Source organism: Arthrobacter rhombi, assembly GCF_900163545.1.
Lineage (GTDB): Bacteria > Actinomycetota > Actinomycetes > Actinomycetales > Micrococcaceae > Arthrobacter_H > Arthrobacter_H rhombi_A.
Genome location: NZ_FUHW01000040.1, coordinates 14098 through 37455 on the forward strand (window position 1 = coordinate 14098; position 23358 = coordinate 37455).

Genomic DNA, 23358 nt, shown 5'->3' on the forward strand with positions numbered 1-23358 from the left:
GGGCGCGCGCTGAGCGCTGAAGTCTGTCGATACAGCGCACGAAGTGGGATTCTTGAACTAGTAGCGATCGGGTTCTCGTGCGGGAGGTGGGCGATGTCGACCCGGACGGATATTGACCCGGGGGCGGGGAATGTCTCGACCCTGGAACTTTTCTTTGATCTGGTCTTCGTTTTCACCGTCACCCAGGTGACGCAGGTGATCGACCTGCATCCGGACCCGGCAGGAATCGCCCAGGCGATCCTGATCCTGGCGATCCTGTTTTGGATGTACGGAGGATTCGCCTGGTTGACGAACGCCATGGGGACCGATGGCACCCTGCAACGCCTGATCGTCCTGACCGGAATGGCTGCGTTATTCGTCTGCTCACAGGCGATACCCCAGGCTTTTGGCGAGGCGGGCATCGTGTTGGGGATTGGTTTCCTGGTCCTGACCCTGGTGCATCTGGCGGGGTTCTTGTGGTTGCAGGGCCCGCGGGAGGACGTCTCCATCCGATTCGTGGCGCCGGTTAATCTCACCGGCGCGCTGATGGTCCTCGCCGCGGGCTGGGTGACCGGGGCGGGGGACTGGATCCTGTTCGGCGGTGCGGCGCTCCTGTTCGCCTCCTCCCATCTGCGACCATCCGGCCACCGTCTGGCGGTCCGACCCGGGAATTTCGCCGAACGGCATGGGCTGATGATCATCATCGTGCTGGGGGAGTCGATTATTTCCGTCGCGCTCGCGGCCCAGTCACAAGATCTCGACCTCCCGCTCATCACCGGCGGATTGCTGGGGGTGGCCGCCATCGCCGCCATGTGGTGGGCCTACTTCGTCGGTGATGACGATCTCGCGGCGAAGCACTTCGCTGCGGCGTCCGGGGAGCAACAGTCGTGGATGGCCCGGATCGGCTATGACATCTCGCATCTGCTGATGATCATCGGAATCATTGGTGTCGCGGCCGGCATCAGACTTGATCTGGGTCATCTGTCATCTCCTGCCCCGGTCGTGTCCGCATGGCTCGTCGGCGGTGGGGTAGCCGTGTATTTGAGCGCGACTGGGCTTTTCCGGTGGGCGTTGCAGGTCGGGCCCGCCTGGGTGAGGTTGATTGCGGCGGCCGGATGCCTGGGCACCGTCCCCGTGGGGGTGGGCCTCGGAACGGCGCAGCAACTCGGCGCCGTCGCGGCGATCACCGTGGTGGCCATCGCCGCGGGGCACCGCCGTCGCGGAACTATGGCCGGTACACCTGGACGACCGAGGGGCGTGGTGCCCTGACCTCACCGGGGCCCGGACGGGCCTCCGCAGGGACGTAGTCGGGGAAACGCGAGCGTAGGTCCGTGAAGGAACCGTCCTCGCCCGGGTGTTGGACCGCAACAAAGACCATCGACTCCTCGTCGTGGATGACCGGCCCGCAGGTTTCACCATCCCGGGGGACCGAGAGGAACTGCTCGACCTTCCCGCGGTCGCTGCCCTCCACGGTGACCTTGAACAGGCCGTCGTTGTAGCCGATGCCGCTGGGGGCGCCATCGGTGGAGATCCAGAGGTTTCCGCGGGTATCGAAGGCCACGTTGTCCGGGCAGGAGATCGGGCTGACCTTCTCGGCGGGGAAGCCGCTGAAGTACGTCGCGTCCCCCTGCGCCGGATCGCCACACAGCATCAGCAGGTCCCAAGTGAACCGGTCCCCGCTGTGCCCGCCCCGGTGCTCGGTGATCTCCACGATATGCCCGTCCCGGTTTTCGCTCCGTGGGTTGACCTCATCGGCCGCCGCTTGGCCGGAGGTGCCACGCTGGGAGTTGTTGGTGCACGCGACGTAGATCTTGCCGCTTTTCAGGCTCGGTTCCACGTCCTCGCACCGGTCCATCTTGGTGGGCCCGACCTGGTCGGCGGCCAGCCGGGTGTGGACCAGGACCTGCTCAACGCTCATCCCCGGGACATGGCTCGTGCCGTCCTTGACCAGGGGCAGCCAGCGACCTGTCCCGTCGAACCCGCCATCGGAGGGGACGTCACCGGAGCCGTCGATCTCATCGTCTGAGGTCCCCGTGAAGCGGGCCACGTAGAGGTCGCCTTCGGTCAGCAAGGTCATGTTGTGGCGGCGGTTGTTCTTGCGGTATTTGCGTTTGGACACGAATTTATAGAGGTAGTCGAAGCGTTCGTCGTCCCCCATATAGGCCACGACGTGCCCGTTGTCGGCGACGATGACGTTGGCGCCCTCGTGTTTGAACCGGCCCATGCTGGTGTGTTTGCGCGGCGTCGAATCAGGGTTCTCGGGGTCGATCTCCACGATGTACCCAAAACGGTTCGGCTCGTTGGCGAAGCGTTCGGCGCGGGCGTCAAAGCGAGCGTCCTCCTGCTCCCAGCCCATGGAGGTGGCCTTATTCTCCAGCCCATAGCGCCGGTCCTCGGGGGAGGTGCCCTGTGTGCGGAAGAAGCCATTGAAGTTCTCTTCGCCGGACAGGACGGTGCCCCACGGGGTGGTCCCGCCCGAGCAGTTGCCCAGCGTGCCCTCGACGAAGCGGCCGCGCTGATCACGCCGGGTCTTTACCAGTTCCGAACCGGCCACGGGGCCGGTCAGCTCGAATTCGGTGTCCAGGGTGATCCTGCGGTTCCGTCGCCCGCCCCGGATGTATTCCCAGGGCGTCCCTTTCTTTTGGCGCTCCAGTTCCACCACGCTCAGCCCCACCGCCTGACGGAAGATATTGCGGCGACGGCGCTCCTCGGCGGTGGTCCCCGGGGCCGCCGGGAACATGATGCCCGGGTTGACGTATTCGTGGTTGCACACCAGGACGGCCTTCTTGCCGTTCTTCGAACGGAGGATGTCGGTGTAGTCGTTGTTGTAGCCGAACTGCTGGGCCTGGGCCCGGGGGCTCTGATCATCGAAGTCGAAATCCGGTGTGTGACGGAACAGGGGATCGCCCCAGCGGATGATCGGGGTCCATTCGAAGCCTTCGGGGACATCGAACACGTCGATGGCGGCGTCAACCGGTTTGATGGGGTCGAATTCCAGCCGTCCATGCCGGGCCGGGTGACCGGTGGGCACCGGCCCGGCCATGGCCGTGTCGACCCCACCGAAGGCCACGACGGCAGCGCTGAGTGCTCCGGCAGCCCCGAGTCCCAACGCCGATCGACGGGTCATCTGCGCCGAAACGATATCGCGGAAATATTCGTTCGCGGAGGTGTTGCAGACGGCCTTCGAGCAGGCGTTGTCGCATTTCAGGGCGCAGGTGACCGGGCTGCGCTTGCCGCGCGTGTGGCCGAGCATGGGCAGGAGGGTCCGGTTATCGGGGGTCATCGTGAACCTTTCGGCGGTGGGAACTGGAATCGACTTCACCGTGTCAGCGGCGGGTGAACGCCGGGAGACGGGAATGAGAAATTGGGAAAGACAGGGGTCTTCCATTTAGTCAACCGGCACTTTAGGGTGTGAAGTGCATCACTAGTTACTCGCTAGTAATATCCGGTTCTTGTCAATGAGTTGTCATTCTGTGCGCCGGTCTCTGGTCCCCCTCAAAAGGAGCGAACATGTCCCCTGTCAGCAAACCCCCCGTGTCGCAGCACAGCAGGCTGCGTGTGCTGTTCTCCTGTGTTGCCGCCTCCTCGCTATTGTTCGCCGGGCTCGGCCCGGCGGCTGCCGCGGCGACCGCCCCCTCGGATGCCGCCTCCATCGAGAAGACCGATGCCGCCGATCCCGGTGATGTGCAGCGCCAGGAAAAGCTCGAGCAGCTCTCGCGCAGCGTGGACTCAGATTTCTACACCCCACCGGCGACACTGCCGTCAGCAGACGGGGCTTTGGTGCGCAGCGAGCCGGCCGACTTCTTCCTGGACCCGGTCAAGCTCATCCGCCCGGACGCGACCGTGACGCGGATGATGTACAAATCCACCGACTCCCACGGGGAAGCGATGGCCGTCACCGGCACGGTGCTGGTGCCGAAGAAGAAGTGGTCCGGAACCGGTGAACGCCCGGTGATCGGTTACGCCGTGGGCACTCAGGGGCTGGCGGATAAATGCGCTCCCTCCCGTCAGATGGGCGTGGGCCAGGAATATGAGGGGCCGATGATGACGGCCCTGCTGGAGTCCGGCTACGCGTTGGCGATCACCGACTACGAGGGGCTGGGGACCCCCGGTTCCCACACCTTCATGGCGCGAGCCTCGCAAGGCCATGCGCTGCTTGACGGGGTCCGCGCAGCCCAAGACCTGGGAGTGAAAGGCCTCGATGTAGATAACCCGGTCGCCCTCATGGGTTACTCGCAGGGTGGTGGCGCCAGCGCGGCGGCGGCCGAGCTGGCCCCCGAATATGCGCCGGAGATGAAACTCAAGGGAGCCTTCGCCGGTGCTGTTCCGGCCGATCTGAGCGAGGTGGCCGACAGTCTCGATTCCGGGCTCTACACGGCGTTCCTGTTGTTCGCTATCGATGGAGTGGGCACCTCCAACGGTCTGGAACCCGAGTCGTACCTGAATGCCCAGGGCATGAAGGAGATGGAAGCGGCCCGGAGCGAGTGCACTGTCGAAGCCATTGGAAGCCACGCCTTCGTCGATACAACGAAATTGACGAAGAGCGGCAAGAAGCTCAGCGATGTGGCTGACGAACCCCAGTTCCAGGCGGCGTTGAAGGAACAAGAAATTGGTGCCGGCCGTAAACCTGAGGTTCCGGTCCTGCTCTCCCACAGCTTGCTCGACGACGTCATTCCCTATGCCACGGGACGGGACCTGGCGAAGCGCTGGTGCGCCCAAGGTGTTGACGTCTCCTGGGATGCAACGGCCGGCCCGACCCATATTGGCGGCTATGTAGCCGCCGTCCCGCAGGCCCTGTACTTCCTGAAGAGCCGATTCGACGGTAAACGTCAGCTGTCCAGCTGCTGGCGTCTCTGAGCCCCGTCACACGCTGGTGTGGCTTTGGTCGCATGTCGGTAGGATGGACCTAGCCAACGATGTCTACTCCCAGCCCAACTCATAAGGAGTCAGCATGCCCCTTGCAACCCCGGACAAATACAACGCCATGATCGACGCGGCGAAGGCCGGTTCCTACGCTTTCCCCGCCGTCAACGTGACGTCCTCGCAGACGCTGAATGCCGCCATCCGCGGATTCGCTGAAGCCGAGTCCGACGGAATCATCCAGGTCTCGACCGGTGGCGCAGCCTACTGGTCGGGATCCTCGATCAAGGACATGGTGGTGGGCTCCCTGGGCTTCGCCGCCTTCGCCAAGGAAGTGGCCAAAAGCTACGGCGTGAACATCGCCCTGCATACGGACCACTGCCCAGCAGACAAGCTCGATGGATTCGTGCTGCCGTTGCTGGCCGCTTCCGAGGCGGAGGTCAAGGCCGGCCGCGACCCGATCTTCAATTCGCATATGTGGGACGGCTCGGCCGAAACACTGGAGGAGAACCTCCGCATCGCCAAGGAACTGCTGCCGCGCTCCGCCGCTGCCAAGCAAATCCTCGAAGTCGAGATCGGCGCCGTCGGCGGTGAAGAGGACGGCGTGGAAAACGCCATCAACGACAAGCTCTACAGCACCGTCGAGGACGCACTGGCCACGGTCGAAGCGCTGGGTGCCGGTGAACACGGCCGCTACATCACCGCCCTGACCTTCGGCAACGTCCACGGGGTCTACAAGCCCGGCGGGGTGAAGCTGCGCCCGGAGATCCTCAAGGACATCCAGGCACAGATCGGCGCCAAGCTCGGCCAGGACAAGCCCTTCGACCTGGTCTTCCACGGTGGTTCGGGATCCTCCGAGCAGGAGATCTCCGACGCGGTCTCCTACGGCGTCATCAAGATGAACATCGACACCGATACCCAGTACGCCTTCACCCGCCCGGTCGCCGGGCACATGCTCTCCAACTACGACGGCGTCCTGAAGATCGACGGCGAAGTCGGAAATAAGAAGGTCTACGACCCCCGCGTCTGGGGTGCGGCCGCGGAGACCTCCATGGCCGAACGTATCGTTGAGGCGGCCCGCCAGCTCGGTTCCGCTGGAAAGAGCCTGAAATAATATGAGCGAAGCACTCGGACGCAACCTCTTGGCCATTCCGGAGACCCTTCTGGCTCCGGACGAGGACGTCAACGCGCGCCTCGAAGCCGGCGATGAAGCCGTGGACCTGGCGGCCAGGTTCCCGGCGTCATCGCTGCCGTGGGCGATGCTCGCCGACGAAGCCTACGACGACGGCCGCACCGTCGAGTCCTATGCCTACGCGCGGGTGGGCTACCACCGTGGGCTCGACGCCCTGCGCCAGGCCGGCTGGCGTGGCCAGGGGCCCGTGCCGTACTCGCACGAACCCAACCGCGGTTTCCTGCGCTCGCTCTATGCCCTCCAGCGGGCCGCGGCAGCGATCGGCGAGGCCGAGGAAGTCGACCGGATCGGAACGTTCCTCAACGACTCCGACCCGGCGGCGGCGGCAGCCATCGAAGCGAAGTAGGACGACTTCCGGCTTCTGCTAAGTGAAGAGTGGATGTTCGTGCCGGCCGTGAGGCTGGCATGGACATCCACTCTTACTTTAACGGCCTCGGCGGCAAGACCCGTGATGACTATGACTCCCGCGGGCGGGTTATTGCCATCACCGACCCGTTGGTTGCCACCATGCGCCGGAGCTATAGCGAAGCGGATGAGGTCGTGGCGGAAACTGATCCGTTGGGCCGGACGACGACGGCAGGTTATGACGGCGCTGGGCGTCAGATGTGGCCGTGCGAGCCTCAGCGGTGACCGACAGATCCCGTGGAGCTGTGTCTTGCGCATAGACTCGGTGCGCACACCGCAACGAAAAGGAACGCATTGGCCAAGCTCTATTTCCGCTACGGAGCCATGAACTCCGGTAAATCCACGGGGTTGCTGCAGGTTGCCTTCAACTACGAGGAGCGTGGACAACGCGTTCTGTTGGCCAAGCCGGATGTCGATACCAAGGGCGATGACCAGATTGTCTCCCGGCTCGGCGTCAGCCGTACCGTCGACTTCCTCATCCCGACCGGGGAATCCGCCGTCGAACTGTTCAACGCCCACGCCGCCGGTGATGATCCGGATGCCCTGCTGGAACACGTGGACCAGCAGCCGGTGGCCTGTCTGCTCATTGATGAGGCCCAGTTCCTCTCCGCCGATCAGGTGGATGACCTCTTCCGCATCGCCGTGCGGCAGAACGTCCCGGTTCTGGCCTTCGGCATCCGTACCGACTTCAAGACCCGGATGTTCCCCGGTTCGCTGCGGCTCATGGAACTAGCGCACACCCTCGAAGAGCTCAAGACGATCTGCCGGTGCGGGCGCAAGGCCATCTTCAACACCCGGAGGATCGGTGACACGGTGGTCTTTGACGGCGACCAGGTCGCCATCGACGGGCAGGACGTCTGGTACGAATCGCTGTGCGGGAGCTGCTACCTTGAAGCCTCGGAGGGGCGGCTGGGCAGCTGAAACGGCCTGCACGTCGGCCGCCGAGACGGGGGCCGCGGCTGGAGGTCTTCACTTCCGCGTCCACGCAGGGCATGCTGCAGTCATGGGCACCGCAGCGAAGAATGACGAGAACACCGCCTACCAGGCCAGCGAACACATCAGTCTGCCCGTCCAACGCGTCTGGGCCCTGCTGACCGACTTCACCGCGGCACCACTGTGGCTCACCGGTGTGACGGAGATGCACGCGGATGCCCCGCTGGGCCTCGGCGTGGAACTGGAGGTCCGGATGGGAGAGCATATGCGGACCTATACCTTGGCCGGTTTCGCCCCGGAGCGGGAGCTGGTGATCTCCACCGGTGACGGTGATGTGCACACCATCTACGAATATCAGCTATCCCCGGACGCCGGTGGCACACTGCTGACACTCACGGTGCAGGTGGTGATCAGCTCCCAGGTGCCGGGAGATGGTTGGGACATCCGCCGGGCCGTGGCGGATGCCGAATCAAGCCAGCTCCCTGCCTTTAAGGGGTATGCGGAACTCGCCCCCTGAGGTTCGTGGTCCCGATGGCGGGACCGGCGGGGCTACTGGCCCATGTTGTCCTTGAAGTGCTTCTCGTAGGCCGCATCCATCTGCGGGGCCCAGTCCGCTTCCGCTTCGTACAGATGCGTGGCCATTTCGGTAGCCAGGTCCGGCTCGGTGAGGACCGTGGGGTCCGAGAAGCCGTCTTCCTGGCCTTCCGCCGCGTGGATGAGGACGGCTGAGGTCGTGGAGTCGTCCTCGGAACAGTGCCAGGCGGCCTGCAGCTCCACGGCGGCGGAGGCCCCGGGAAGGTTGCTTTCCTTCACGCCGTGCTTGTTGATCGTGGAGACGCCGTTTTCATCCTTTTTGACGTCGTCCGCGCACTGGCCGTGCTTGAGGAAGCCGGATTCGTTCAGGGTCTTGTATTCCTCGTCGTTGGAGAGGTAGTACCTGCGGATCTGGACCATCGCCGATGCCTGATGAGGGTCGTCGTCCAGATTGCTGGCGGTGAAGGTGCAGCCGGCGTGAGTGTAGAGGCCGCTGAGGTACATCCCCCCGACGTCCGGCAGGGCGGTGGCCACGGCGTCCAGGGTCTTCTGGTCCAAGAGCTCATCGACACAGCGGGTGGCATCCACCTCGCTGTCTTTCGCGCCCGCCTTCCGGGCCTGTTCCTTCCACGCCTCGTCGGCGGCACCGGGGTCGATCGCCCCCGTGTCCTGGCTTGCGGATGCCGGTGCTTCGGAACTGCCAGAGGCTCCGCCGGGGCTCGACGAGGTACTGGCCTCTCCGGCGCCATTGGCATTGCTGCAGGCTGTCAGGGAGAGGAGTCCCACCGCGGCAACGGCGAGCAAGCGGGGGCCGGCCGAGCGGCGTACCGGGACGGATGATGCTGTGGCGTCGTCGCGGCGACGGGTGGTCTGCGAGATGTTGATCATGCTGTACCCCTTCGAAAGTGCTGAGACCGAACCCGGAGAACCGGGTTCCTCCATCGAAGGTACGGAAACAGTTGCGAGCCCACAATGCACCCGGCTGCTTCGTTATGCGTTCGACGCTTCGCGGGCCGGAAGGGCGCCGTCGAGGATGACGACCAAACCCCAGGCGAAGGCGTCGGCGCCCAGTTGGGGGCCTCCGGGGATCGAGGGGTCGGTGGCCGCGAGGGCCGCGAGTTTGGCGTATTCCTGCCCTGCGGCGACGGAGCCCAGGATGTGGTTGAGGATCAGATGCTGTGCCCAGGCCGAATGCGCCGGATCGATGCCGGCGGTCTCGAGCAGGTCACGCAGTCCGGTCAGCGGGAGCAGGGCCGCCGGTTGCATGGATTGGGCCAGTTGCACCACTTCGGCGCTGTCGGGCACCGGCAGGAGGGCCGAGCGGATGGCCGTGGCCACCTCGATGATTGCCGCGCGGGATGCGGCGGCCTCGCCGGGGGAGGCGGCACCGGTTGGGACTGGAAGCGTGATCCCTCCCAGCAGGCGGGCGGCGACATCGACGAGCAGGTCCTGCTTATTCTTCACATGCCAGTACAGGGCGCCGACCTGCACCTCGAGTTCCCTGGCGAGGCGACGCATGGACAGGTCGGCCAGACCGAACTCGGTGAGGATGCCGACGGCGGAGCCCACCACCTGTTCCCGAGTCAACGCCATGCCCGTAGTCTACGGCGTCTCCATCGTTGTTGAACACCGTTCAATTTATTGTACGCTGGATCAATTGCACCGCTGAACGGTGTTCAAGTATGACTCATGAGGGAGATGCAACGTGGCAATGCCAACAGGAACACCCGAGGCCCAGAGTGCTGAACCGACCGATGGGCAGTGCGTAGCCAGCGGGACTCCGGGGGGATGGCACCGCGCCGTCGACGAGGTGGTCGCCGGACGCAGGCTCGACGCCGCGGGGGCGGCAACCATCCTGGCCACCCCCGACGAGGAGACCCTGGCGCTCGTCGGTGCCGCGGGTGAGCTGCGCCGTCGTCATTTCTCGAACACGGTCAAGGTCAACTACCTGGTGAACCTGAAATCGGGTCTGTGCCCCGAGGACTGCACCTACTGCTCCCAACGGCTGGGCTCCGCCGCCCAGATCCTGAAATACACCTGGATCGACGCCGATGAAGCGGTCAGGCAGGCCGAACTGGGCATCCAAGGCGGCGCCAGCCGCGTCTGCATGGTGGCCAGTGGCAAGGGACCGGCGAATCGCGACGTCGACCGCGTCGCAGGAATGGTCGGACAGCTCAAGGAACGCAACCCCGAGGTGGAGGTTTGCGCCTGCCTGGGAATCCTGAAATCCGGCCAGGCCGAAAAACTGCGCGACGCCGGGGTCGACGCCTATAACCACAACCTGAACACCGCCGAATCCAAATATGAGGACATCTGCACCACCCACGAGTTCTCCGACCGGGTCGCCACCGTTCAGGCCGCTAAAACGGCAGGACTCTCCCCGTGCTCCGGACTTATTGTCGGCATGGGCGAAACCGACGAGCAGCTCGTCGAGGCCGTCTTCGCGCTACGCGATCTGGACGCCGATTCCATCCCCGTGAACTTCCTCATGCCCTTTGATGGCACGCCGTTGGAAGGGACCTGGGAACTGACCCCGCTCAGATGCCTGCGCATCCTGGCCCTGGTCCGGCTCGCGGCACCGGCCTCCGAAGTCAGGATGGCCGCGGGACGCGAAATGCATTTGCGCTCCCTGCAGCCGTTCGCCCTGCAGGTCGCCAACTCGCTCTTCCTGGGCGACTACCTCACCAGTGAAGGCCAGGAGGCCGAAGCGGATCTGGCCATGATCGCCGATGCGGGCTTCGAGGTCCTGGGCGCTAGTAGGGAAAACGTCGGGGCGAACCCGACCATCCGGCGTCGTGGTGCCGGAACGGAAGTGGCCCCCAACGCATGAGTGAGAACCACACCGGCACTGCTGCGCCCACGTTGCTTGAACGGGACGCGGGCCTGCTCTGGCACCCCTATGCGAACCTGGACGCCGGGGCGCTGTACTGCGTCAACTCCGCCGCCGGCAGCCAGCTGGAACTCGCGGGCCCCGGAGGCAGCCACCGGGTGATCGATGGGATGTCCTCCTGGTGGTCGGCAGTCCACGGCTACAACCATCCGACGCTGAACGCCGCGGCCCACGCCCAGATCGAGGACTACAGCCATGTCATGTTCGGTGGGCTCACCCATGCCCCGGCGGTGGAGCTGGCCGAACGCCTGCGGGCGGCGGCCCCACCCGGGCTCGAGCATGTTTTCCTGGCCGATTCCGGATCGGTCAGCATCGAGGTGGCGTTGAAGACCGCGGTGCAATACCAGGGGGCACGCCGCCGTGCCGGCCGCCACCGTTTCCTGGCCCTGCGGGGCGGCTACCACGGCGACACCCTCGGGGCGATGGGTGTCTGCGACCCGGTGGATGGCATGCATTCGGCCTTCCCCGGTCTGGTGGCGGGTCATCTCTTCGCCTCCCGTCCACCTCGGGCCCGCTTCGAACCCGACGCCGGGAACGCGGAGGGCGGGCTATGGGCCTATGACACCGAGGCACTCGAGGCCTGGGAGGGACAGGTCCGCCGACAGGTGGCCGAAACGACCGACACCCTGGCGGGAATCGTGGTGGAGCCGGTGCTCCAGGGTGCCGGCGGCATGTACGTCTACCCACCGCAGGTCCTGCGGATCCTGCGAGCCATCGCCGACGAGGAGGATCTGGTGTTCATCCTGGACGAGATCGCCACCGGCTTCGGACGCACCGGAAAGTACTTCGCCGGCGAATGGGCCGGCGTCGTCCCGGATTTGATGTGCGTGGGCAAGGCGTTGACCGGAGGCTACGTGACCCTGGCGGCACTGCTGGTCGGGCAGAAGGTGGCCCGCGTCATCGCCGCCTCCGATACCGACACGATCCTGCATGGGCCGACGTTCATGGGCAACCCGCTGGCCTGCCGCATCGCCGCCGCCTCGATGGACCTGCTCGCCATCCCGGACGCAGGCGGGGCCCCCGCCTGGAAGACGGCGGTTACTGCCCTGCAGACCGGTTTGCACACCGGACTGCAACCGGCGATGGAACTGGCCTGCGTCAGTGACGTCAGGGTGCTGGGAGGCATTGGCGTCATTGCGTTGGACCGGCCCGTCGACGTCACCGCGCTCACCCACGCCGCCGTCCGGGCCGGTGCCTGGGTGCGCCCCTTCAGGAACCTCGTCTACCTCATGCCGCCCTACGTCGCCGAGCCGGAGGAGCTCTCCCGCCTCTGCTCAGCGGTGACCGGGGCGATCGCCGAGGTCCACGCATGAGCGCGTGGCAGCAGTGGCTCCAGGAACGTGCCCGGGTCCGCGAGCTGCGTGGATTGACCCGCGCCACCGACGAAGCCACCGGGCTCTACGATCTGGCCTCCAACGACTACCTGGGCCTGGCCCGCGACCCCCGATTGGTCGAGGCGGCGCACCGGGCGAGCCTGCGCCACGGGACCGGCGCCTCCGCCAGCCGCGTGGTCACCGGCACACATCCGGTGCATCGGGAACTCGAAGGCGGGCTCTGCCGGCTGACCGGCAGGGACGAGGCGCTGGTCTTCTCCAGCGGCTACCTGGCCAACCTGGGGATTCTCGGCGCGCTCGGCGGACCCGGCACGCTGCTGGTGGTGGATGAGCAGGCCCATGCCAGCCTCATCGACGGGGCCCGACTGGCCCGCAGCCCGCTGGCCTGGACCTCCCATCATGGCGTGCAGGAAACCATCGACCTGCTGGCCAGCCGCAACCAACCGCGGGCCGTGGTCGTCGTGGAATCCGTGTATTCCGTCGGTGGGGACGCCGCCCCACTGGCCGAACTCGCCGCCGCCTGCCGTCAGTACGACGCCTTGCTGCTGGTCGACGAGGCCCATTCACTCGGTGTGGGCACCGCAGGTGGGGCCGTACGGGCCGCCTCGCTGGCCGGGGACCCCTCGGTGGTGGTCACCGCGACGCTGTCCAAGGCGCTCGGTGCCGCCGGCGGGGCCGTTCTGTTCGGTGGGGAGCCGGCAGGAATGTTGCGCACCCACTTGGCCAGTACCGCCAGAAGCTTCATCTTCGATACTGCCCTGGCCCCCGGCTGCGCGGCGGCCGCCGGCGAAGCCGTGCGGATCCTGGAGAACGACCCAGCCCTGGCCGCGGCGGTGCCGACCCAAGTCGAGCTGATGACCGACACGCTGGGCCGGCTGCTGCCTGCCGGGTCGCGGTCGGGGCAGAGGAACCCGGCCGAGCCCGGGGTCATCGAATCCGGGGCCGGAGCGGTGGTCTCCCTCCGGGTGGGCTCGGCCGAAACGGCCACCAGCATTGCGGCCGAACTGCGTGAAGCCCGGATCGCCGTCGGATGCTTCAGACCGCCCAGTGTCCCGGACGGGGTGTCCCGCATCCGGTTGACGGCCCGGGCCAACCAGCACCCCGAAGAGCTGGCGGACGCTCTGGTCACGGTGGCCGCTACCGTGTCACGCCATGCCGGGGTTCCTGCATGAAAACCGCCGACTACTTCACCGTCACCGACCCGCAGCAGGTGCGCGAGGTCCTCGAGCGCACCACGGAATTCCTGCCCACCAATGCCCTGACCGCCGTCGAACCCCTGGGGCCGGAGGCGCTGCGCGTCCTGGCCCAGGTCGGCTTCGCCCTGCCGCCGGTACTGGCCTCGGCCGTGGGGGACGAACACCTGCGCGTCAGGAAGCTCGTCGCCCGGTTCTTCAGCCCGGCCAAGGTCGCAGCCGTCGCCGACCGGGTTGCGTCGCTGGCCCGCGAACAGGCAGCCGAAGCCCGGTCCACGCTGGAGAAGGGGTCTCCCGGGGATCTAGGCGAACGCGTGGGCGCGATTCCCGCGCAGATCATGTGGGAGCTCATCGGGGTGTCCGGACCGCCACAGGAATCCTTGCGGCGGTGGAGTCGTGACTCGCTGGAACTGTTCTGGGGGTGGCCCGGGACCGGCCGCCAGGTTGAACTCGCCCACGGTGCCGCCGAATTCTATGCCTGGCTCAAGCAAGCGGTCACCGCCAGCGTGGGCAGCGAGAACCTGTTCGGGGTCCTGCATGCGGCGGGGCTGGGGGTACGGCAGATCTGTTCGCTGGGCTACTTCCTGGTCATCGCCGGACAGGAAACGACGGCGTTGCTGATCAACACCGTCCTCTACCGCGCCCTGGCCGATCCCGGGGCCTGGGACGATTGCGCCGGAACCGACGGACTGGCGGCCAGCAAGCGTCTCGTCCGGCGGGTGCTGGCGACCGAATCGTCGGTCCCCACCTGGCGACGCAGAACGGTGGAGGGGGCCATGCTGGGTGGCCGTCAGCTACCAGCGGGGGCCGAGATCCTGCTGGAACTGACCGGTCACCACGACCCGGAGACGGTGGCCGACGGAGGCGCAGGCTACGGGCTGGCCTTCGGCCACGGATTGCACCGCTGCCTGGGCTCCCGCCTGGCCGAACTCGAAGCGGGACTGGTGCTCCACGAGGTGGCCAGCACCCTGCCGGATGCGGTGCCTTCCGGCCCCGAACCCGAGTGGCTGCGACTGCTCTCCTTTCAAGCGCCCCGGCAGGTCCGGGCGCAGATCGCTGGAGGAACATGAAGATCCTGATGGTCACCGGAACCGATACCGGTGTGGGCAAAACGGTCGCCACGGCGGCGTTGGCCGCCCGCTGGCAGCACGAGGGGCTGCGTGTGGGCGTCTATAAGGCGGTGCAGACCGGCATCTCCGCCACGGGTAGCGGACCTGAACCGGCGGATATCTCCGAGGTGCACCGGCTGGCCGGGGAAGACGTCGTCGTCCGGGAGGGGATCCGGCTGCCCCTGCCCGTGGCCCCGGTGCCAGCGGCCCGGGACGCGGGGGTGGCGCTACCGCCGTTGAGCGAGCATGTGGCCACGATCCGGGACCTGGCCTCGAGCGTGGACATCGTCCTGGTCGAAGGTTCAGGGGGACTGCTGGTGGAACTCACCGCCGCCGGGGAAACCCTGGCGGATCTGTGCGCCGCAGTGGATGGTGAGCTGATCTTGGTGGCCCGCCCCGATCTGGGCACGCTGAACCACACCCTGCTGACCCTCGAGGCCTCCCGTGCGCGCGGGCTCGACCTGGCGGGAGTGCTGCTGGGCAGCTGGCCCGAACAGGCAGGCATCGTCCATGTCAGCAACGAGGCGTACCTGCGCGATCACTGCTCCGCCTCCTCGACCCCGTGGTTCGGCCGTATCCCCGAGCGTGCGGGCTCATTGTCGCGATCCCAGTTCCGGGCCGGGGCCGTCCACTGGCTCTGCCCGGAGGCCACCACCGCTTCATGACTGGTCCATTATGTGGAAAAGTCGCATGTTGGCAGGCACTTGGGTAACCTTGATGCGTAAGAGCCCCTTTCACTCTTACGCTCCAGCCCGATTTCTGGGCGGGGTACGGAGGACAGGGGCGTTCTTGTGTCCGGCACCGCCGGAACCCGGCGCAAGCCGGCCGCTGACCCACGCAAGGGGGAGGATCCCATGCCAGCAATCGTGATCGTCGGAGCCCAATGGGGTGACGAGGGAAAAGGCAAGGCCACTGACCTGCTCGGAGGCCGTGTCGACTACGTGGTCAAACCCAACGGCGGCAACAACGCCGGGCATACCGTCGTCGTCGGCGGCGAGAAGTACGAGCTGAAGCTCCTTCCCGCGGGCATCCTTTCCCAGAACGCGACCCCCATCATCGGCAATGGCTGCGTGGTGAACCTGGAAGCCCTGTTCGAGGAGATCGACGGGCTCGAGGCCCGCGGTGCCGACACCTCGAAACTGCGCATCTCGGCCAACGCCCACCTGGTGGCCCCCTACCACCAGACCATGGACAAGGTCACCGAACGGTTCCTGGGCAAACGGGCCATCGGCACCACCGGGCGTGGCATCGGCCCCGCCTACATGGACAAGATCGGCCGGCTGGGCATCCGCGTCCAGGACGTCTTCGACGAATCCATCCTGCGCCAGAAGGTCGAAGGGGCCCTGCGGCAGAAGAACGAACTGCTGGTCAAGGTCTACAACCGCCGCTCGGTCGAGGTCGACGAGATCGTCGAGTACTTCCTGGGCTTCGTGGAGCGGCTGCGCCCGCTGGTGATCGACTCCACGTTCGTGCTCAACGAGGCCCTCGACGCCGGCAAGGTGGTGCTCATGGAAGGCGGGCAGGCCACGTTCCTGGACGTGGACCACGGCACCTACCCGTTCGTGACCTCCTCGAACCCGACGGCAGGAGGGGCCTCCGTCGGCTCGGGGATCGGCCCGACCCGGATCACCCGCTCGGTCGGAATCATCAAGGCCTACACCACCCGTGTCGGGGCCGGCCCTTTCCCCACCGAGCTCTTCGACGAGATGGGCGAGTACCTGCAAAAGACCGGCGGCGAGTTCGGAGTCAACACCGGACGGGCCCGCCGTTGCGGCTGGTACGACGCCGTACTGGCTCGCCACGCTTCGCGGGTCAATGGCTTCACCGACTATTTCGTGACCAAGCTCGACGTGCTCTCGAACATCGAAAGAATCCCGGTGTGCGTGGCCTACGACGTCGACGGGGTCCGCCACGATGAAATGCCCATGACGCAGACCGACTTCCACCACGCGAGGCCGATCTTCGAGTACTTCGACGGCTGGACCGAGGACATTACGAAGGCCAGGACCATGGAGGATCTGCCAGAGAACGCGCGGAACTACATCCTGGCGCTGGAGAAGATCTCTGGAACCCGGATTTCGGCCATCGGTGTCGGCCCCGACCGCGAGCAGACGATCGTGCGGTACGACCTGATCGACGACACGCTCTAAGCGCCGTGGCGGTTCGTCCCGACCCGTTGCCGCACGGCAACAAAACCGTCGGGGCGGACCACCACCACCGTTCCGTCGGGTAGCCCGCGCCGCGGTGACGCACCGAAGGTGTGCAACTCGAAGTCATACTGTTGCGCCGTGATGGCTCCCTGGCCTGCTGCCCTTGGCCCGTAGGCATGGACCTGCCACTGGGCCGAGGCCAGCGGCGCATGGTTATCCTCGCCCGGATTCGTTGCCCCGATCCACGGCAGGCGGCGGCCCACCACCGGATCCCGGCGTCGGGCCCGGGCAGGACCACGCAGCGCCTCGGCCTTGACCCGTGCCCCCTCCGTCATCCAGTAGTGGATGCGCAGCTGGGAGACGTAGCCGAAGATCCGGGCACCCAGAGGGCCGCGAGGCACCAGCCGCACCAAGACCGGCCATACCAGTGGCATCACGCGGCTGCGGATGAACCGGGCCCGCGCCGTGGAGGACGTGACCCGGGCGAAGAGTCGGTCGGTGGTGGCGACCAGCCGCAGGGCCACCGGCCGACGTTCTGCCTCGTACCGTTCGAGATAGTCCTCGGGCATCCGACCGGACAGGACATCTGCGAGCTTGCACGCAAGATTATGGGCATCCTGCAGCCCGGTGTTCATGCCCTGGGCGCCGATGGGAGAGTGCACGTGCCCGGCATCCCCGGCCAGAAAGACCCGTCCGGAGCGGAAGGCCTCGGCCACCCGGTGGTGCACCCGGTAGGTCGCGAACCACCCGGCACGGGAGTAGGTCACCCCGAAATCCGTGTCCAGGGCGGCCCGGGCGCGGGACTCGTCGAGGGTCACGGTGTCTGGACCTGAGGATTCGGCCGTCGGGGAGGGGCCGTCGGGAACATCGCGCAGGATACCCAGCAATCTAACCCGCCGGGCGCCCGGGGTCGCGTCGGACATGGGAAAGGTCAGCAGGAAGTCATCTCCGGCCAGGCGCACGTTGATGCCCGAATCCGTGCCATGGACGTCCTGGGCGTCGATGACGTAGAAGACCTTCGCGTTGGTCTGGCCGTCGAAGCCGATGCCCAGCTGGCCGCGGGTCGGGGAGGAAGCCCCATCGGCGGCGATGACGTAGCGGGCCCGGAGGGTCTCCCGGGTTTCGCCTGCGGATTCGACGTCAATGTCGACCCTGTCGCCGTCTTGCTGGACGGAGAGCACCCGGGTGTTCCAGCGCACGGGCCGCCCCCGGGTGACGAGTCGATCTGCCAGGATCCGTTCGTTGGCGTGCTGTTCGAGGATGGTGATCCCCGGATAGGGGGTCAGCCCCTTCCCGATCCGGTCCAGCGGGACCGCACTCCACGAGGTGCGCCCGACCCCCGGACGCATCTCGTTCGCCGGTACCGCCTCGGCCAGCACCTGGTCCACGACCCCTAGTTGGGCGTAGATCTCCATGGTGCGGGCCTGGACGCCCAGCGCCCGCGATTCCCGGGTGGGGCCGGCCTTGCCGTCGATGATGACCGCCTTCACACCGAGGCGTTCGAGCCAGTTCGCGGCCATCAGACCGGTGGGTCCGGCGCCGATGACGCAGACGTCCACGGAACGCGGGTGGGCTTCCATGGGCTCAGGCTACTCCTGGCTGAGCCCCGCGTCTGCGCCCGTTGCCCCCTTGCCGGTCAACCGGGCCGCGGAGGCGACCCGGAACGAGGCGATCAGCCCGAGGATGAGGAAGGCCGCAGCGCCGAAGAGGGACCACTGCACACCCGTGGCGAACCCCGCGGTCAGGGCATCATGCAGCGGGCTGGCGGCGTTCACGCTGGAGATCAGGCCGCCAGCGGAATCGCTGAGCCCTGAGGCCATTTTGGTGGCTGTCGCATCATCGGCGCCGGCATCGCGCAGCAGACCCACGGCGCTGGCGGCCGTGGCGACGGCCAGGATGGTTCCGGCGATGGCCGAGCCGAGTCCTGAGCCGATCTGACGCACGGTGGACTGGGTGGCCGAGGCCTCGCCCGAGGCTTCGGTGGGGATGTCCCGCAGGACGGTGCCCGTCAGCTGTGCCGAAGCCAGGCCCAGCCCCAGCCCGTAGACGACCAGCACCGGAACCAAGAGGCCGATGGGCAGGCTGTTGCTGGTGAAGATGGCCAGCACCAGCACGCCGGCGACCTCCAGGGCCAGGCCGAGGATGACCACACGTGCCGCGCCCATCAGATCCGCCAGATGCCGTGCCGCCGCTCCCGAACCGAAGGCGCCCAACGCCATGGCCGCCAGGATCAGGCCGGCGCCGAGGGTGCCGGTTTCCAAGACGTTGACCAGGAACAAGGGCAATACCAGCAGCAGGCCGAATTCGCCCACGGCGACCGCTGCTGCAGCGGTATTCCCCCAGGAGAACGTGCTGATCTTGAAGAGCTTCAAATCCAGCAGGGCGGCGTGGCCCAGTTTGGCGCGGTGTGCCTGCCAGCCCAGGAACGCCGCGAGGAGTACGACGCCGGCGATCGCCAGCGGAATAACCGGAGAACTGCCCGCGGGCCAGGAAACGGGGCCGATAGCCAAGGGTTGCTGAGGGGTCCACCAGCCCAGAGTGGGGCCCTCGATCAGTGCGAAGACCAACAGGCCGAATGCGGAGGCACTGAGCAGCAGCCCGACGACGTCGAAGCCCGGAGCCGAATGCGTGTCACTGGTTTCGGGAACGAAGAGCACGGTCCCCACGAGGATCAGGAGACCGAAGGGCAGGTTGACCAGGAAGATCCACCGCCAGTCGACGCTGGAGGAGAGCCAGCCGCCCAGCAGCGGGCCGACGGCAGCCATCCCCGACATCACGGCGCCCCAGACCCCGAAGGCTGCGGCGCGATCGCGTCCCTGGAAGTTGGCGTTGACGCTGGCCAGGGTGGACGGCAGGACCGCGGCACCGCCGACGCCCTGGATGGCACGGCCCAGGATGAGCGCGGACGAGGAATCGGCCATCGCGGAGAACAGGCTGCCCGCCATGAACAGCACGACGCCGGCGACGAAGAGTTTTCGTCGTCCGACCCGGTCGCCCAATCGGCCGGCACTGAGCAGCAGGGCGGCCAGCACCACCGAGTACAGACTGTTCACCCATTGGGCATCACCCAGATCCAGTCCGAGGTCGTCAATGATCGTCGGTAAGGAGACGCCGACGATGGTGCCGTCGAGCACGATCATGGATAGGCCGGCGGCCAGAACGGCCAGGGCGGCCCACTTATTAGGTGGGGGTTTCTTCACGTCTTTAACGTTACGGGTCACACCGACCGAGGCCATCCACCTTTTGGTCGATCGTGGGTAGGCTGGAGGGACGCACAGCGGAAGGCGAAAACCATGAAGATCAGTGTTGGACAGCTCTCACCCAGCGGCGATATGGCAGAGAACCTGCAGGTGGTTCGCCGGTTGGTCGCCCGCGCCAAGGATTCGGGTGCGGAACTGGTGCTTTTCCCCGAGGAAACGATGTTCACGGTCCGCAAGGTCGAGGGGAACCTGACCACCGCCGTGGAACGGGATTGGAGCACCTTCGTCCAGCAACTTTCCCTGCTGGCCGCGGAATTCGGGGTCGCGATCGTGGCCGGGGGATACGAGCCCAGTGAAGATCCCCAGCCCTACAACACGCTGGTGACCATCGACGGTAGCGGTGCCATTTTGGGTACCTACCGGAAGATCCACCTCTATGACGCCTTCTCCTATCAGGAATCCAACCGCATCAAATCCGGTGACGCCTCGGCGGTCCCGGTCTTTGACATCGGCGGGCTGAAGGTCGGGATCATGACCTGTTACGACATCCGTTTCCCGGAGATGGCCCGCCGGCTGGCCCTCGCCGGTGCCGACGTGGTCCTCGTCGCCGCGGCCTGGTTCAAGGGCGACCATAAGATCGACCACTGGGAGACCCTGCTCAAGGCCCGCGCGGTGGAGAATACCGTCTGGGTCGCCGCCGCGGGAACGAGTTCGACGAACACCGTCGGCCATTCGGCGATCCTGGACCCGCTGGGCATTCCGGTGGACTTCCTCGGCGAGGAGACCGAAGCGCTGGTCACCGTCGATGTCACCCGGCGCCGTGTCGAGGAGGTGCGCCAATTCCTGCCGGTGCTGGCCAACCGGAGGATCGGCACCGACATCAACGCCTGAGGAATCCGGCGTCGACGGCCGTCCCGAGCTTCGGGAGGGCCGCCGTCGTTGTTTCTAGGCCAGGACCTGCCGTTTGGAGGACACGACGCCGGTGTTGAAACCGGCCAGATGGAGGCCTCCGTGGAAGCGGGCGTGCTCGATCTTCACGCAGCGGTCCATCACCACGTTCATTCCCGCGGCTTCGGCCTTCGTCGCGACCTCTTCGTGCCAAGCGCCGAGCTGCAGCCACAGCGTCTTCGCCCCGACAGCAATAGCCTCATCCAGAACACCGGGCAGGTCGTCGTTCTTGCGGAACACCTCGACCAGATCGGGGACCTCCGGCAAATCGGCCAACGATGCGTAGACCGGCCGGCCTAGGATCTCGTCCAGGACCGGGTTCACGAAGTAGACCCGGTAGTTGGTGGAGGAGAGCAGGTAGGTTGCCACGAAGTAGGAGGCGCGTGCCGTCTTGTTCGAGGCTCCCACGATCGCGATGGACTGTGTGGAGCGCAGGATGTTCAGCCGCTCGGGGGCCGAGGGGCCGACCCAGCTGCGTTCGGTGGTTGCCGTGCTCATGAGAAGACTCCGATCTCTTCGGCCACCGGCGCCGCAGGCGTGCCGGAGTCTTCGTGTTCCTCGAAGCCTGCCTGGGAGACCGTGAGGGCCTGGTCCAGATCCCAGATGATGTCCTCGACGTCTTCGAGCCCCACCGAGAGACGGATCAGGTCCTCCGGCACTCCGGCGGCGGCCAGCTGTTCGGGGTTCAACTGCTGGTGCGTGGTCGAACCCGGATGCAGGACCAGCGTGCGGGCGTCACCGATATTGGCCAGATGGCTGGCCAGTTGCAGCGCCTCGATGAATCGGCTGCCAGCTGCGCGTCCGCCGGCAACCCCGAAGCTGAAGACCGATCCAACGCCGTCGGGCAGCAGTTCCTTGGCCCGGGCGTGCTGCGGGTGGGAGGGCAGCCCGGCGTGGTTGACGTAGGTGACGCGGGGGTCGGCCTCGAGCCAGGCGGCGATCTTGGCGGTATTGGCCAGATGGGCGTCCATGCGCTGCGGGAGTGTTTCGACCCCCTGCAGCAGTTGGAAGGCCGACTGGGCGGAGAGGGCAGGACCAATATCGCGCAACTGTTCGGAGCGTAGCTTCGTCAGGAATCCGTATTCGCCGAAGTTCCCCCACCAGGAGACATTGCCGTAGGAGGGCACCGGTTCGGTCAGGGTCGGGAAGTTTCCGTTGCCCCAGTTGAACCTCCCGGATTCGACGACGACACCGCCCATCGTCGTGCCGTGCCCGCCGAGGAATTTGGTGGCCGAATGGATGACAATATCGGCACCATGTTCGATGGGGCGCAGGATATATGGCGGGGTCAGGGTGGAATCGACGACCAGCGGAATACCCGCTTCCCGGGCGACGGCGGCCAGACCCTTGAGGTCGGCGATGTCGCCGGAGGGGTTGGCGACCACCTCGGTGTAGATGGCCTTGGTTTCCGGGCGGAGGGCTGCGGCGAAATCGGCGGCCTCATTGCTGTCCACAAAGGTGGTGTCCACGCCGAAGCGGCGCAGCGTCACGTCCAGCTGGGTGATGGTGCCGCCATAGAGCTTCGACGAGGCGACGATATGGTCCCCGGCACCGGTCAGTGCGGCAAAGGTGATGAACTCGGCGGCCATACCCGAGGCGGTAGCCACGGCGCCGATGCCGCCCTCCAAGGAGGCGACGCGTTCCTCGAAGGCCGCGACGGTCGGGTTGCCGATCCGGGAGTAGATATTCCCGTACTTCTGCAAGGCGAACAGATTGGCCGCATCGTCGGTGTCCTTGAAGACGAACGAGGTGGACTGGTAGATCGGTACCGCGCGAGCGCCGTGCTCGGCGTCGGGGGTGCCCCCGGCGTGCAGGGCGCGGGTACGGAATCCAAACCGATGTTCCGACATCTCCGTGGTGGCTCCTTCGAAGTGGGGGTCGGGAAGTTCCCGATGCCTTCCATCGTGACAAATCATCACCTTTCATCAAAGAATGTTTCGTCACGTGGCAGCTGATCGAGTGTAGTCCGAATAAGCTGCGCCCCAGCACCCCCAGATAGGATGGGTGTATGGGAACACGCATTGCGCTGGTGCGCCACGGGGAAACCGCATGGAACGCCGAGGGCCGTCTTCAGGGGCAGACCGACATCCCCCTGAATGAGACCGGCAGGGCCCAGGCCCGGGCCGCCGGAAAACGGTTGACAGAACACGACGGCGGCTGGGGCACCCTGGTCTCCTCCCCGCTGGGCCGTGCGGTGGAAACTGCCGCACTGATCGGCGCCCAGCTGGGCCTGGAGGCGGTGGATCCTGTCGTGGGGCTCCAGGAGCGCCACTACGGCGACGGGGAGGGCCGGGCAGTGGTCGGGATGCCGCGCCCCCAGATCGACGAACTATTGCTCAGCGCCGAGCCCGAAGCCGAGGTCGTCGAACGGGGCCTGGCCGCGTTGGTCAGTCTGGCCCGGGAGTACCCGGACACCGATCTGGTGGTCGTCGCTCACGGAACCCTCATCCGCCTGGTCATGAGCGTCCTGCAAGACTGTAGCCATCCTCGGTTGGAGAACGGGGAGATCGTGCTCACCGATACCTGCCAGCTCGAGCGCACGACGGCGAGACGGGATTCGGCCCCCGTCCACTAGGTGTACTGCCCAAGTAGGTTGGTTGAACTCGTGCCACGACACGATATGAATTAATG

22 protein-coding genes are annotated in these 23358 nt (G+C 66.3%); 15 read left to right on the forward strand and 7 right to left on the reverse strand.

Going from position 1 to position 23358, the window contains the following annotated elements:
• Positions 1-93 precede the first annotated feature (93 nt).
• Positions 94-1248: a low temperature requirement protein A gene (locus tag FM101_RS12400; protein ID WP_179204320.1), complete on the forward strand. Its 1155-nt coding sequence runs from the start codon at positions 94-96 to the stop codon at positions 1246-1248.
• On the opposite strand, the gene FM101_RS12405 is transcribed toward FM101_RS12400, so the two are convergent.
• Complete coding sequence (locus FM101_RS12405; protein WP_087000121.1) at positions 1205-3262, reverse strand: PhoX family protein; 2058 nt, start codon at positions 3260-3262, stop codon at positions 1205-1207. The two genes, FM101_RS12400 and FM101_RS12405, sit on opposite strands and share 44 nt — an antisense overlap.
• Positions 3263-3489: 227 nt before the next feature.
• Between FM101_RS12405 and FM101_RS12410 the strand changes: the two genes are divergently transcribed.
• The 6 genes from FM101_RS12410 (at position 3490) to FM101_RS12435 (ending at position 7886) form a co-directional block, all read left to right on the forward strand.
• Positions 3490-4836, forward strand: coding sequence for a lipase family protein (locus FM101_RS12410; protein WP_087000123.1), 1347 nt, complete (start codon positions 3490-3492; stop codon positions 4834-4836).
• 94 nt (positions 4837-4930) lie between these two features.
• Positions 4931-5953, forward strand: coding sequence for a class II fructose-bisphosphate aldolase (gene fbaA, locus FM101_RS12415; protein WP_087000125.1), 1023 nt, complete (start codon positions 4931-4933; stop codon positions 5951-5953).
• A 1-nt stretch (position 5954) separates the two neighbouring features.
• Positions 5955-6377 (forward strand): DUF3151 domain-containing protein, encoded by a 423-nt coding sequence (locus tag FM101_RS12420; protein ID WP_087000127.1) that lies wholly within the window; start codon positions 5955-5957, stop codon positions 6375-6377.
• Between the two features lie 59 nt (positions 6378-6436).
• On the forward strand, positions 6437-6661 hold the full coding sequence (locus FM101_RS12425) for an RHS repeat domain-containing protein (RefSeq protein ID WP_087000129.1): 225 nt from the start codon (positions 6437-6439) through the stop codon (positions 6659-6661).
• Positions 6662-6730: 69 nt separating this feature from the next.
• The gene (locus FM101_RS12430; RefSeq protein WP_087000131.1) at positions 6731-7357 is read left to right on the forward strand and encodes a thymidine kinase; all 627 of its coding nucleotides are present in this window, start codon (positions 6731-6733) and stop codon (positions 7355-7357) included.
• Positions 7358-7439: 82 nt separating this feature from the next.
• Positions 7440-7886 (forward strand): SRPBCC family protein, encoded by a 447-nt coding sequence (locus tag FM101_RS12435; protein WP_087000133.1) that lies wholly within the window; start codon positions 7440-7442, stop codon positions 7884-7886.
• Positions 7887-7918: 32 nt separating this feature from the next.
• Here the strand turns inward: FM101_RS12435 and FM101_RS12440 are convergent, their stop codons facing one another.
• Entirely contained in the window at positions 7919-8791 is an 873-nt protein-coding gene (locus tag FM101_RS12440; protein WP_087000135.1) for a hypothetical protein, read from the reverse strand.
• A gap of 102 nt (positions 8792-8893) precedes the next feature.
• On the reverse strand, positions 8894-9496 hold the full coding sequence (locus FM101_RS12445; RefSeq protein WP_087000137.1) for a TetR family transcriptional regulator: 603 nt from the start codon (positions 9494-9496) through the stop codon (positions 8894-8896).
• Positions 9497-9614: 118 nt separating this feature from the next.
• Between FM101_RS12445 and bioB the strand changes: the two genes are divergently transcribed.
• The 6 genes from bioB (at position 9615) to FM101_RS12475 (ending at position 16579) form a co-directional block, all read left to right on the forward strand.
• Positions 9615-10733, forward strand: coding sequence for a biotin synthase BioB (bioB, locus tag FM101_RS12450; RefSeq protein WP_087000139.1), 1119 nt, complete (start codon positions 9615-9617; stop codon positions 10731-10733).
• Positions 10730-12106 carry an adenosylmethionine--8-amino-7-oxononanoate transaminase gene (bioA, locus tag FM101_RS12455; protein ID WP_087000141.1) on the forward strand — a complete coding sequence of 459 codons (1377 nt, stop codon included), beginning with the start codon at positions 10730-10732 and terminating at the stop codon, positions 12104-12106. Before bioB ends, bioA begins: the two co-directional genes overlap by 4 nt.
• Positions 12103-13299, forward strand: a complete 1197-nt coding sequence (locus tag FM101_RS12460) for an aminotransferase class I/II-fold pyridoxal phosphate-dependent enzyme (RefSeq protein WP_087000143.1) — start codon at positions 12103-12105, stop codon at positions 13297-13299. Before bioA ends, FM101_RS12460 begins: the two co-directional genes overlap by 4 nt.
• Positions 13296-14390, forward strand: a complete 1095-nt coding sequence (locus FM101_RS12465; protein ID WP_087000145.1) for a cytochrome P450 — start codon at positions 13296-13298, stop codon at positions 14388-14390. Before FM101_RS12460 ends, FM101_RS12465 begins: the two co-directional genes overlap by 4 nt.
• Positions 14387-15094, forward strand: coding sequence for a dethiobiotin synthase (gene bioD / locus FM101_RS12470; protein ID WP_087000147.1), 708 nt, complete (start codon positions 14387-14389; stop codon positions 15092-15094). Before FM101_RS12465 ends, bioD begins: the two co-directional genes overlap by 4 nt.
• 189 nt (positions 15095-15283) lie before the next feature.
• Positions 15284-16579: an adenylosuccinate synthase gene (locus FM101_RS12475; RefSeq protein WP_087000160.1), complete on the forward strand. Its 1296-nt coding sequence runs from the start codon at positions 15284-15286 to the stop codon at positions 16577-16579.
• Here FM101_RS12475 and FM101_RS12480 read toward each other — a convergent pair.
• Both FM101_RS12480 and FM101_RS12485 read right to left on the reverse strand, forming a co-directional pair.
• Positions 16576-18159, reverse strand: coding sequence for an FAD-dependent monooxygenase (locus tag FM101_RS12480; protein WP_087000149.1), 1584 nt, complete (start codon positions 18157-18159; stop codon positions 16576-16578). The genes FM101_RS12475 and FM101_RS12480 overlap by 4 nt on opposite strands.
• 9 nt (positions 18160-18168) lie before the next feature.
• Positions 18169-19779, reverse strand: coding sequence for a DHA2 family efflux MFS transporter permease subunit (locus FM101_RS12485; RefSeq protein WP_281255519.1), 1611 nt, complete (start codon positions 19777-19779; stop codon positions 18169-18171).
• Between the two features lie 93 nt (positions 19780-19872).
• On the opposite strand from FM101_RS12485, the gene FM101_RS12490 reads away from it, so the two are divergent.
• Positions 19873-20670 carry a carbon-nitrogen hydrolase family protein gene (locus FM101_RS12490; protein WP_087000153.1) on the forward strand — a complete coding sequence of 266 codons (798 nt, stop codon included), beginning with the start codon at positions 19873-19875 and terminating at the stop codon, positions 20668-20670.
• A 54-nt stretch (positions 20671-20724) separates the two neighbouring features.
• On the opposite strand, the gene FM101_RS12495 is transcribed toward FM101_RS12490, so the two are convergent.
• A complete protein-coding gene (locus FM101_RS12495) occupies positions 20725-21225 on the reverse strand; it encodes a CoA-binding protein (protein WP_087000155.1) in 501 nt (166 codons plus the stop codon).
• Positions 21222-22577, reverse strand: a complete 1356-nt coding sequence (locus FM101_RS12500) for an O-acetylhomoserine aminocarboxypropyltransferase/cysteine synthase family protein (protein ID WP_087000156.1) — start codon at positions 22575-22577, stop codon at positions 21222-21224. The genes FM101_RS12495 and FM101_RS12500 overlap by 4 nt, the downstream gene beginning before the upstream one ends.
• 158 nt (positions 22578-22735) lie before the next feature.
• Between FM101_RS12500 and FM101_RS12505 the strand changes: the two genes are divergently transcribed.
• A complete protein-coding gene (locus tag FM101_RS12505; RefSeq protein ID WP_087000158.1) occupies positions 22736-23302 on the forward strand; it encodes a histidine phosphatase family protein in 567 nt (188 codons plus the stop codon).
• Positions 23303-23358: the final 56 nt, after the last annotated feature.